This window comes from Pseudonocardia sp. N23, from assembly GCF_002583555.1.
Lineage (GTDB): Bacteria > Actinomycetota > Actinomycetes > Mycobacteriales > Pseudonocardiaceae > Pseudonocardia.
This window is the reverse complement of sequence record NZ_BEGX01000045.1, coordinates 43,301-54,649: the sequence shown is the minus strand read 5'-3', so window position 1 is coordinate 54,649 and position 11,349 is coordinate 43,301. Positions and strand designations below refer to the sequence as shown.

General features: G+C 71.2%; 12 protein-coding genes. 7 read left to right on the top strand and 5 right to left on the bottom strand.

The window, feature by feature from the left end:
• Positions 1-71 precede the first annotated feature (71 nt).
• Positions 72-572: a DUF402 domain-containing protein gene (locus tag TOK_RS12335; protein ID WP_098957976.1), complete on the top strand. Its 501-nt coding sequence runs from the start codon at positions 72-74 to the stop codon at positions 570-572.
• 3 nt (positions 573-575) lie between these two features.
• Here the strand turns inward: TOK_RS12335 and TOK_RS12330 are convergent, their stop codons facing one another.
• From TOK_RS12330 to rpsA, 5 genes are all read right to left on the bottom strand, one after another.
• A complete protein-coding gene (locus tag TOK_RS12330) occupies positions 576-1,073 on the bottom strand; it encodes a hypothetical protein (RefSeq protein ID WP_098957975.1) in 498 nt (165 codons plus the stop codon).
• Positions 1,066-1,860 carry an RNA polymerase sigma factor gene (locus TOK_RS12325; RefSeq protein WP_098957974.1) on the bottom strand — a complete coding sequence of 265 codons (795 nt, stop codon included), beginning with the start codon at positions 1,858-1,860 and terminating at the stop codon, positions 1,066-1,068. Before TOK_RS12325 ends, TOK_RS12330 begins: the two co-directional genes overlap by 8 nt.
• A 138-nt stretch (positions 1,861-1,998) precedes the next feature.
• Positions 1,999-3,096, bottom strand: a complete 1,098-nt coding sequence (coaE, locus tag TOK_RS12320) for a dephospho-CoA kinase (RefSeq protein ID WP_253258345.1) — start codon at positions 3,094-3,096, stop codon at positions 1,999-2,001.
• A gap of 18 nt (positions 3,097-3,114) precedes the next feature.
• Positions 3,115-3,858, bottom strand: coding sequence for a hypothetical protein (locus tag TOK_RS12315; protein WP_098957973.1), 744 nt, complete (start codon positions 3,856-3,858; stop codon positions 3,115-3,117).
• Positions 3,859-4,122: 264 nt separating this feature from the next.
• Positions 4,123-5,592 (bottom strand): 30S ribosomal protein S1, encoded by a 1,470-nt coding sequence (gene rpsA / locus TOK_RS12310; protein ID WP_098957972.1) that lies wholly within the window; start codon positions 5,590-5,592, stop codon positions 4,123-4,125.
• A gap of 341 nt (positions 5,593-5,933) precedes the next feature.
• On the opposite strand from rpsA, the gene TOK_RS12305 reads away from it, so the two are divergent.
• The 6 genes from TOK_RS12305 (at position 5,934) to TOK_RS12285 (ending at position 11,261) form a co-directional block, all read left to right on the top strand.
• On the top strand, positions 5,934-6,797 hold the full coding sequence (locus tag TOK_RS12305) for a class I SAM-dependent methyltransferase (protein WP_253258344.1): 864 nt from the start codon (positions 5,934-5,936) through the stop codon (positions 6,795-6,797).
• A gap of 25 nt (positions 6,798-6,822) precedes the next feature.
• Positions 6,823-6,987 (top strand): hypothetical protein, encoded by a 165-nt coding sequence (locus TOK_RS32575; RefSeq protein ID WP_172457542.1) that lies wholly within the window; start codon positions 6,823-6,825, stop codon positions 6,985-6,987.
• Positions 6,988-7,125: 138 nt separating this feature from the next.
• The gene (locus TOK_RS12300; RefSeq protein ID WP_374754892.1) at positions 7,126-7,554 is read left to right on the top strand and encodes a hotdog fold thioesterase; all 429 of its coding nucleotides are present in this window, start codon (positions 7,126-7,128) and stop codon (positions 7,552-7,554) included.
• A 219-nt stretch (positions 7,555-7,773) separates the two neighbouring features.
• Positions 7,774-9,009, top strand: a complete 1,236-nt coding sequence (locus TOK_RS12295) for a branched-chain amino acid ABC transporter substrate-binding protein (RefSeq protein ID WP_253258342.1) — start codon at positions 7,774-7,776, stop codon at positions 9,007-9,009.
• Positions 9,010-9,102: 93 nt separating this feature from the next.
• Complete coding sequence (locus TOK_RS12290) at positions 9,103-10,110, top strand: branched-chain amino acid ABC transporter permease (protein WP_253258341.1); 1,008 nt, start codon at positions 9,103-9,105, stop codon at positions 10,108-10,110.
• Positions 10,107-11,261: a branched-chain amino acid ABC transporter permease gene (locus TOK_RS12285; RefSeq protein WP_098957970.1), complete on the top strand. Its 1,155-nt coding sequence runs from the start codon at positions 10,107-10,109 to the stop codon at positions 11,259-11,261. Before TOK_RS12290 ends, TOK_RS12285 begins: the two co-directional genes overlap by 4 nt.
• Positions 11,262-11,349: the final 88 nt, after the last annotated feature.

Below are 11,349 nucleotides of genomic sequence, written 5' to 3'. Positions count from 1 at the left end.
TACGAGCACCCACCGACGATTTCTCTCCCGCACGGAAGACCCCGGCGGGGGCGGCTGCAAGGATCGTCGGTGTGCACCCGCCGAAGATCCAGACCTTCGACGTCGACGCCGCCGTCAACACCGACAACAAGGGAATCGTCCGGGAGGTCGCGACCTACCGGGTCGAGCCGTTCGGCCTCTACATGAGCAGGGCGATCGTGAACCGCCCCAGCGCGACGTGGATCCGGCAGTGGCTGCTGCCCGCACTGGGGATCGGCGTCGCCGTCTGGGCATGGACCCCCGGGCACGTCCGCGACCAGGACTTCTACCTCGACATCGCCCACATCGAGCCCGGCCCGGACCGGTGGACGATGACCGACCTGTACCTGGACGTCGTCGTGAAGACGGGCCGGGAGACCACGGTGATCGACGTCGACGAGTTCGTCGGGGCCGTCGCGAGCGGTGTGCTCGACCCCGGGCTCGCCGAGTACGGGATGCAGCGCGCCTGCGCCACTGTCGCGGCGCTGGCCGCGCACGGCAACGACCTCGATGCCTGGCTCGCGACCGAGGGGGTCACGCTGAGCTGGGACTGAGTGTCACTCAGGGATCAGAGCCTCGGCCGCGTTCGCAGGAGCCGTCACGCTTGATGTCGACGACCGGGTAGCGCGCGTCGTCGTCGGCGCAACCGTCGTCACCGGCGGGGCGACCGTGGTGGTCGGGGCGACCGCCGACGTCTTCGGCACCGTGGTCGTCGTCTTCGGGACCGTCTTCGTCGTCGTCCGCGGCGTGACCCGGGTCGTCGTGGTCGTCGGGGCGGTCGTCGAGACGACCGGAGCCGGCGGCGCGAGCACGGCGCCGGAGGGCAGCGGCCCACCCGGCGCGGCGACGGCGTCGGGCTGCGACGCCTGCGCGACGGCGGTGATCCCGCCGAGCGCACCGACGGTGATCACGGCGGCCGCGGCGGCGGCGCTGGCCCGGTTGAGACGGCCGGCGCGGCGGATCACGTCGTCGACCGGCGGGAGGGCGACCCCCGCGGCGAGCTCGTCGTCGAGTCGACGGAACTCCTCGGTCACGACGCGGAGCGGATCAGTCACGGTCGTCCCCTACCTCCGCACCGAGGATGTCGAGGAACACGTCCCCCATGTCCTCGGTGACAGCGAGCCTGGCACGGACGAGCCGCGCCTCGATCTTGTGTTCGGATCGGCGTTCGATCGCCGCGATGTCGGCGACGGGCATCCCCACCATGTGGTGCAGGACGACCGCCCGGCGCTCGGCCGGTGAGAGGCGCTGCAGCGACCCGACGAGGGCAGCGGCGCGGGGCTCCATCGTCTCGAGCTCTGGCGGCCGGCGGCGGGCGAGGCGCCCGACCATGGCGCCCCAGCTGCGCATCGAGGTGGAGACGGCGACACGGCGCACCCAGTCGGCCGGGTCGCCGCGGCGGACGATCTCGGGCCAGGTGCGCCAGGCGCGGGCATAGGCCTCCTGGACGACGTCGTGCGCCTGGCCCGCATCGAGGGTGATGGCGTAGAGCTGGGCGACGAGCCGCGGGTAGTGCGCCTCGAGGTGGCGGCCGAACTGGGCGCGCTGTCGGCCGACGGGCGCGTCCTCGGCGTCCTGTTCGGCCTCGGCGTAGCGTCCACCGGCACCCGCGTCGGCCTCGACGGGCACGAACCGGGTGTCGCCGTCGGCGTAGGGCTCGTCGTCGTACCCGTCGTCGTAGGCTCCGTCATGGGCCCCGCCGGCGTCGTACCCGGCGGCGTAGGGCTCGTCGTCGTGGGCCGCGTCGTCGGCGTGGTACTCCGGACCCGTGCCTGCGGGCCAGGACCCGCGGCTGCGTGCAGGGTCGCCGGGGTCAGAGCGATGGTCCACGAGGGCGCTCACGACCGTGGTCTTCCCTTTCGTCTCGGAACAGCGGACCGCGCGTGCGCCGGGGAGCCGGCGCGATCCACCACCTGACCATCGGCCGGCGTTCTGGTGCTGTTACACCGACCGATGCGTAGCTTCGACTGGAAGGCCCGTTCATCGTAACGGGGACACCCAACCGGTCGACACCGCCCACCGTTCCGCCGCGGCGACGGTCTCCGAGGACCACCCGTGCGAGTGCCACCCGACGGTGGCACGGCTGTCCGGGTCGGCCCGGAGCCGGTCGCGGACGAGCAGGTCGACGCGCAGGTCCGGGTCGTCGGCGGCGCAGGCACGCAGCCGTGCGGGCCTGCCCGGGTCGGCGCTCGCCCACGAGCCCGTGCCCCCACCGTCAGGCACGAACCCGGCCCGCGCGAGCGCCGGCGTGAGCTGCCCGGACGCGGCGGGGTCGTCGACGACGAGCCGCAGGTCGACGAGGTCGGGGGCCGCGAGGCCGGGAACGGCGCCGGGCCCGACGTGCTCGACGCCGAGGGAGTGTTCCCCGGCCGCAGCGGCGACCCGGGCGGCCAGCCGCGCTGCCGAGGCCACCGGATCGGCGACGGCGATCCCGGCGCCCGGTGCCGCCGGGCGGGCGGCGATCACGTTGTCGCGGAAGGGGATCAGCCGCTGCGACCACAGCTCGTCGACAGACGCCTCCAGCGCGGCGGCGGTTCCGGAGTTGTCGAGCCAGACGTCGGCGGCGGCGCGGCGCGCGTCGTCGCCGGCCTGGGCCCGGATGCGGGCGCGCGCGTCTTCCTCGGCCATCCCCCGGCTGCCGACGAGCCGTCCGACGCGGACCTCCTCGTCAGCGTGCACGACGACGACCAGCGCGAACCCTGCGCCCATGCCGCCCTCGACGAGCAGGGGGACGTCCTGCACGACGACCGAGCCGGGCGGCGCGGCGGCCACGAGCTCGGCGGAGCGGGCCCGGATGAGTGGATGGACGATGCCGTTGAGCGTCTCGCGGGCCCCGGGGTCGGCGAACACGGCGGCCGCCATGCGGGGGCGGTCGAGCTCGCCGTCGGGGCCCGCGAACCCGGGCCCGAACTCGGCGAGGATGCGGGCCAGCCCCTCGGAGCCGGCGGCCACCACCTCGCGGGCGACGGCGTCGGCGTCGACGAGGACGGCGCCGTGGACGGTCAACCGCCGCGCGACCGTCGACTTGCCCGATCCGATCCCGCCCGTGAGCCCCACCATCAGCGCGACGTCCGCCACGGGAGCCACGCTAACCGATCAGCGGCCGAGCGCCCCGGCCGCGGGGTCGTGGGCGGGCGGAGTGGTGTCGGCGGACCCCGGTCCCGGTGGCGCCGGCGGTGCGGTCGAGACGGGCGGCATGGTGGCGACGAGCGTCGGGATCAGCCGACGAGCGAGGTCGACGAGGACGTCCTGCGGCGCGCGGCCACCGGCCTGCGCGGTGGGGAGGATGAACGTGAGCGTGTCGAGCCGGTAGGCGACGAGCATCGTCGTCTCCTTCGGCCTGCTGACGACGACGGCGGCCGCATCGCCGATCGTGATGTCGGTGGCGGAGGCGCCGGAGCGCTCGGCGTCGGAGTTGGTCTTCCACTGGCTGCGGGCGGCGGCCTCGTCGGTGTACCGGCCGATGTTGACGTCGACGATCGGTGCGACGGCCGACCCGGTCTCGCCGGCCCGGCTGTAGGTGCAGGCGACGCGTTCCAGGCGACCGACGGACGGTGCGGGCACGCCCCGGATGGTGCGGACGACGACGGTGCCGACCGGCTGGGCGAACAGCGCCCCGAGGTCGTCGGCCGCCATGAGGGTGGTGCAGTCGTCGGGCAGTCCGTCGTCCTTCTTCGCACCGGGTGCGCCCGCGGTCGTGGTCGACCCGGGGAAGGTGGGGACAGCGAGCGACTCGGCGTCACCCGGGCCGCGTGCGCAGCCGCTCGCGCCCGCGAGGGTGACCGCGGCGACCAGGGCGACGCCCGCGGTGACCAACCGCTGACGCCACGTGTACCGCACGGATGAGACGTTAGGGGGCGAACAAGATCAACGCAGCAGACGCGCCCGACCGATGGGCGATAGCCGCCCAATCGTGATCGCTTCGTTCGCAACCGAACATGATTCCCGGACCGTGCTGCGGCAATCGGTCGATGTCACACAGCCACCTGGAGTCACAGCCCGCCGGGCCCGCCCAACCCCCCGACGACGGCGGCCCCGGTGATCACGAGGATCACCGGGGCCGCCGGATGGTTGCCGGGCGGGAACCCGCCCGGCAACCGACGATCACGCTCCGCCGGAGAGCTTCTCCCGCAGCGCCGCGAGCTGCTCGTCGCTGGCCAGCGAGCCGCCGGTCTCGGCCGGCTCCCCCGCCTGCGAGGAGTAGTTCGTGCCGCCACCGTCGGCAGCGGCCTCGGCGTCGGCCTCGGCAGTCTTCTTGATCTGCGCGATGTGCTGCTCGTAGCGCACGTGCGCCTCGGCGTACTCCTTCTCCCAGGCCTCGCGCTGGGTCTCGAAGCCCTCCTGCCACTCGCCGGAGTCGACGTCGAAGCCCTCGGGGTAGATGTAGTTCCCCTGGTCGTCGTACTCGGCGGCCATGCCGTAGCGGGTCGGGTCGAACTCGGTCTCGGCCGTCATGCCCTCGTTGGCCTGCTTGAGCGACAGCGAGATCCGGCGACGGTCGAGGTCGATGTCGATGACCTTGACCATGCAGTCGTCGCCCACCTGGACGACCTGCTCCGGGATCTCGACGTGGCGCTCGGCCAGCTCGGAGATGTGGACCAGGCCCTCGATGCCCTCCTCGACGCGGACGAACGCGCCGAAGGGGACCAGCTTGGTGACCTTGCCCGGGACGATCTGACCGATCGCGTGGGTCCGGGCGTACAGGCGCCACGGGTCCTCCTGCGTCGCCTTGAGCGACAGCGAGACCCGCTCGCGGTCGAGGTCGACGTCGAGAACCTCGACGGTGACCTCCTGACCGACCTCGACGACCTCGGAGGGGTGGTCGATGTGCTTCCAGGACAGCTCGGAGACGTGCACCAGACCGTCGACTCCGCCGAGGTCGACGAACGCACCGAAGTTGACGACCGAGGAGACGACGCCCTTGCGCACCTGGCCGCGGGCCAGCTGGTTGAGGAACTCGCTGCGGACCTCGGACTGGGTCTGCTCGAGCCACGCCCGGCGGGACAGGACCACGTTGTTGCGGTTCTTGTCCAGCTCGATGATCTTGGCCTCGATCTTGCGGCCGACGTACGGCTGCAGATCGCGCACGCGGCGCATCTCCACCAGCGAGGCGGGGAGGAAGCCACGGAGCCCGATGTCCAGGATCAGGCCGCCCTTGACGACCTCGATGACCGTGCCCTCGACCGGCTCGTCGGCCTCCTTGAGGGCCTCGATCGTGCCCCAGGCGCGCTCGTACTGCGCGCGCTTCTTGGACAGGATCAGACGGCCTTCCTTGTCCTCCTTCTGGAGGACGAGGGCCTCGACGAACTCGCCGACCGACACGACCTCTGCGGGGTCGACGTCGTGCTTGATCGACAGCTCCCGCGAGGGGATGACGCCCTCGGTCTTGTAACCGATGTCGAGCAGGACCTCGTCACGGTCGACCTTGACGATGGTGCCTTCGACGATGTCGCCATCGTTGAAGTACTTGATCGTCAGGTCGATGGCGGCGAGGAAGTCCTCCTCCGACCCGATGTCGTTGATGGCGACCTGCGGGGTCGTGTGGGTCGGGGCCGCGGTGGTGTCGGTGGACATGTAGTGGGTTGCTCCGGTGCTGGAATTCGGCGTGGTCATGGTGACCTGGATGGATGTGTGTCGCTGTGACGTTGTAGCTGTCACCCTTTGGATCGATGGGTAATGCAGATCATGCTGGACGAAGATTAGCCGCGGTGGGCGGTACCCGGGCACATGCCCTGCGGTGGCCGCCGCGTTGACCACGGTCTGTGGTTCATGCTACGCGGCGACGTGAGATCAGGGCAACGCGGGTCCCCCCGGTCGGGACCGGACTAGCTGGGACGATGTACCCGTGTGCACCCGTCGTCCGGCCCCCGCGGACCGCTGCCGTCGTAGTGACGCGACGTGAACGGTGACGTGACGTGAACGACGCTGCGCAGGACGTGAGCGACGGCGACCGGACCGGCGCGTCCGCCGAGGCGCTACTGGGCACCGCCGGCATCGCCCGCCGCGAGGTGGGGTCGGCCGAGTCGCAGCGCGCCAGCCGCGCCTGGTGGGACGCCGACGCCGACGACTACCTCGGCGAGCACTCCGCCGACATCGGGCAGGTCGACTTCGTGTGGTCGCCCGAGGCGCTGCGCGAGGCCGACGCCCGGCTGCTGGGTGACGTCGCCGGCCGGCGCGTGCTCGAGGTCGGGTGCGGCTCCGCGCCGTGCTCGCGCTGGCTGGCCACACAGGGTGCCTCCCCCGTCGGCCTCGACCTCTCGGCGGCGATGCTGCGCCACGCCCGTGCCGCCGGTGTCGCCAGCGGCGTCGCCGTGCCGCTGGTGCTGGCCGGTGCCGAGTACCTCCCCTTCGCCGACGCCTCGTTCGACATCGCGTGCTCGGCCTACGGCGCGGTGCCGTTCGTCGCCGACCCGGGCCGGGTCATGCGGGAGGTCCACCGGGTGCTGCGCCCCGGCGGCCGCTGGGTGTTCGCGGTCAACCACCCCATGCGCTGGGTCTTCCCCGACGACCCGGGTCCGGACGGGCTCGTCGTCGGCCAGTCCTACTTCGACCGCACCCCCTACCTCGAGGTCGACGACGACGGCGCGGCCACCTACGTGGAGCACCACCGCACCATGGGCGACCGGATCCGCGACGTCGTCGCCGCAGGCCTCGTCCTCGACGACGTCGTCGAACCGGAGTGGCCCGACGGCCACGAGCGCATCTGGGGACAGTGGTCCCCGTTGCGCGGCAAGCTCTTCCCGGGCACCGCGATCTTCGTGACGCACCGCCCCGCCTGAGGATGGCCGACGTGCTGGACGAGACGTGGCGGCAGGTGACGAGGTGGCGGCAGGTGACGAGGTGGCGCGCCCGCCGCCGGCTCCTGCCGGTCGACGCACCGAGCTCGCCGACCGCATCCAAACCCACCTCGGCGGTCCCACCGTCGCCGAGGCTGTCGCGACCAGCTGGGGTGCGCTCCGCGGCACCTGACGGTGACGCTGAGCCCCCTGGGCCCCCGTCCGCTGCCCGACGACACGGACCCTTCCCGGGCGTGGGCGGCGATGTCGGGGGGCGGGCGGCGTCGAGATCACGACGACGTCACCACTCGCATAGGCTCCGGCCGTGCCGATCGATCCCGCCGATCTCGAGGCCCTCCCGGGACCCCGCATCGACCCCGCCGAACTGCTGTCGACCCGCATGGGCATCGAAATCGTGTCGATGTCGCTGGAGGAAGTCGTCGGACGCATGCCCGTGGCGGGCAACCTACAGCCGTTCGGCCTGCTCCACGGGGGTGCGAGCGCCGTGCTCGCCGAGTCGCTGGGGTCGACGTTGTCGGCGCTGCACGCCCTCCCGGAGCGCTTCCCCGTCGGCCTGGAACTGGCCTGCACGCACCACCGTGCGGCCACGACCGGGTTCGTGACGGGCACGGCCCGCCCCCTGCACGTCGGCCGCAGCACCTCGACGTCGGAGATCGTGGTCGTCGACGAGGAGGGCAGGCGCACCTGCACGGCCAAGCTGACCTGTCTGCATCGCGACACCCGGCCCGCCCCGCGGTAAGCGCGCGCTCCACGATCAGCCCTTCGGGCGCGGACGATTCCACCCCATCGAGGTAACGGTCCGCGGGCGAGTCCCGATCACGACTTGGACACAAGAATTCACGGCGAACTGTCCACCCTCCCGGCGCGGGACTACTTTCCGCGGCTATGCCTCGCCCCGAACGGCGGCGGGGCAACGGCCAGCCTGTCGCCCGGGGGGTGCAGGTGCGAGGAGGTCCACGTGGCTAGAGCAAGGCGCATCGCAGTGATCGCGGGGGCGGCGGCACTCGCCGTCGTTCTCGCGGGTTGCGCGGCGAACACAAGCAGTTCGGGTGACAGCGGGTCGGGGGGCTCCGCCACCAAGGTCGACGTCCCGGAGGTGACCAACCTGCCGGTGCCGCCGAACGCGGTGAAGCCGGCCGGCAACGGCCAGGCGACCTGCGCCGCGACCACGACGATCGCGTTCGCGGGCGCGCTGTCGGGCGCCAACGCCCAGCTCGGCATCAACATCCTCAACGGCGCGCAGCTCGCCGTGAACCAGCACAACGCGGCGAACGCGAACTGCCAGGTGCAGCTGAAGAAGTTCGACACCGAGGGCGACCCGGGCAAGGCGCCCGGCATCGTGACCCAGGTGGTCAGCGAGACCGACATCATCGGCGGGATCGGTCTTCCGTTCTCCGGTGAGTCGAAGGCCACCGGCGCGATCTTCGAGCAGGCCGGCCTGGTCCACCTCACCCCGTCGGCGACCAACCCGACGCTGACCCAGAACGGCTGGACGACGTTCTTCCGCGCCCTGGGCAACGACAACGTGCAGGGCCCGGCCGCCGCGAAGTTCCTCACCGGCAAGCTCGGTGCCAAGAAGGTCTGCGTCATCCAGGACGACTCGGACTACGGCATCGGCCTGGCCAAGACCACGAACGACGCGCTCGGTGCCGTCGCCGCGGACTGCCAGGACAAGATCACGACCGGCCAGAAGGACTTCTCGAGCGTCGTCAACAAGGTCATCGCCGCGAAGCCCGACGCCGTCTTCTACGCCGGCTACTACGCCGAGGGCGCGCCGCTCGACCAGCAGCTCGTCACCAAGGGCTACCAGGGCGTGTTCGTCGGCCCCGACGGCGTCAAGGACGACAAGTTCATCCAGCAGGCGGGCGACGCGTCGAACAACGCGTTCTTCACCTGCCCGTGTGTCCCGGGTGAGCTGCTGCCCGAGTTCGCCGACGCCTACAAGGGCGTCAGCGGCGGCCAGGCCCCCGGCACCTACTCGCTCGAGGGCTACGACTCGGCGACGATCCTGCTGGCGGGCATCGACTCCGGCATCAAGGACCGCGCGGCGCTGAAGGACTTCGTCAAGAACTACGACAAGGACGGCTTCAGCAAGCACTTCAAGTGGGACGGCACCGGCGAGCTCGCGGCCACGACCGTCTACGGGTACAAGGTCCAGGCCGGCAAGATCGTCTACGTCGGAACGATCGGCTGATCCTCGTCATCCATCCGCACGACTGCTCACGGGCATGCCCGTCGATGACCTCCACGGTCGTCGGCGGGCATGCCCGTCGCACATGAGGGACGTGTGCCCGTGATCTCGACAATCGTGCTCGCGCAAGGCCCGGACTGGATCAAGTTCGACATCGCTGCGTTCGTGAGCCAGTTCTGGAACAACACCATCGACGGCCTCGCCTACGGCGCGATCTACGCGCTCGTGGCAATGGGCTACACGATGGTCTACGGCGTTCTCCAGCTCATCAACTTCGCCCACTCCGAGGTCTTCATCGTCGGGGCCTACGCGGTCTTCTTCACCCTCGCGGCGCTCGGCTTCGGTCCGTCCGCCCCCGGGCTCAGCCTCCCGGCACTCGTCGGCGACCTCGTCCTCGCGATGCTCGTCGCCATGCTCGCCGCCGGCCTGATGGCGGTCCTGCTCGAACGTGTCGCCTACCGGCCCCTGCGGCGGCGGAACGCACCCCGGCTCGCGTTCCTGATCACAGCGATCGGCGCCTCGTTCGCCATCCAGTACGCGCTCTTCGCCTGGCGCGGCGCCAACCCCGAACCCGCCGTGATCATGTTCCGGCCGCAGCCGGTGTTCGACATCGGCGGGGTCATCATCGACAGCCAGCAGATCACCATCTTCGTCGCGGCGATCATCCTCATGATCATCGTCGACCAGTTCGTCAACCGGACCCGCCTCGGCCGCGGCCTGCGCGCCGTCGCCCAGGACCCCGACACCGCGACGCTCATGGGCGTCAACAAGGAACGGGTCATCGTCCTGACGTTCCTCATCGGCGGCATACTCGCCGGCGCGGCCGCACTGTTCTACGTCATGAAGGTCCCCGCCGGCGTGCAGTTCAACGGCGGCTTCATCCTCGGCATCAAGGCGTTCGCCGCCGCCGTCCTCGGCGGCATCGGCAACATCCGCGGCGCCCTGCTGGGCGGCCTGCTCCTCGGCGTCATCGGGAACTACGGGGCGACCCTGTTCGGCAACGCACAGTGGATCGACGTCGTCGCGTTCGTCGTGCTCGTCGCGATCCTGATGGTCCGGCCGACAGGCATCCTCGGCGAGTCCCTCGGGAGGGCACGGGTATGACGACCACCTCCGACAGACCGACGGCATCGGGCTCCACGCCCGCGTCGTCGGACAAGGTCTCGATCCGCGACCGCTGGAACAGCCTGCCGCGCCCGCAGCAGTGGGCGTGGCTGATCCCCGTCGTCGTGCTGATCTACGCGTTGCCGCTGCTCAACCCCCCGCTGCTGACGACCGAGCCCGGCACCAACTTCCCGCTCGCCCTCTTCGACGCCGCCCGCTTCGCCCTCATCGCGATCGGCCTCAACGTCGTCGTCGGGCAGGCGGGTCTGCTCGACCTCGGGTACGTCGGCTTCTTCGCGATCGGCTCCTACGTCGCGGCCCTGCTGACCAGCCCCGACTCGGTGCTGTGGCACATCCCGTACCTCTGGACACTGCCGCTGGCCATGGTCATCACCATGTTCTTCGGCCTGGTGCTGGGAGGGCCGACACTGCGACTACGCGGGGACTACCTCGCGATCGTCACGTTGGGGTTCGGTGAGATCGTCAGACTGCTGGCGACGATCGTCGGCCCCCTCAAGGGCCAGGTCGGCTTCCAGGGCGTCGGCCGCCCGCCGGGCACCGCCGCCGACGGCCAGCCGATCTTCACGACGTCCAACGGCACCGCCTGGTACTGGCTGTGCGTGACGATCACGATCGCCGTGCTGTTCCTCGTCGGGAACCTCGAGCGCAGCCGCGTCGGCCGCGCGTGGATCGCGATCCGCGAGGACGAGGACGCGGCCGAGATCATGGGCGTCGCCACGATCCGCTTCAAGCTGTGGGCGTTCGTCATCGGCGCGGCGATCGGCGGCCTCTCCGGGGCGCTGTTCGCCGGGCAGATCGGGTTCGTCAACAACCAGAAGTTCGACGTCCCGACCTCGGTGCTGTTCCTCGCCGCCGTCGTGCTCGGTGGTTCGGGCAACAAGGTCGGCGTCGTCCTGGGCGCGTTCGTCGTGTCCTACCTGCCCAACCGCTTCGTCGAGCTCGCCGCGTACAAGTACCTGATCTTCGGCGTCGCACTGATCATCCTCATGATGTTCCGCCCGCAGGGCCTGCTCGGGGCCCGCCAGCGTCTGCTCGCCTACGGGCGGCAGGCCTACCTGCGGCTGGTGGGCAGACCGGAACAGGTCAGCTCGGACAGCTCGCTCCGCGGTGAAGGGGAGAAGCCGGCATGACGGACGAGACACGCGACGGAGCCGACCCCGCGGACCGTCCCGGGAAACACGCTGCGGCCGACCCGGCCGCGTCGCCCTCGGCTGCGTC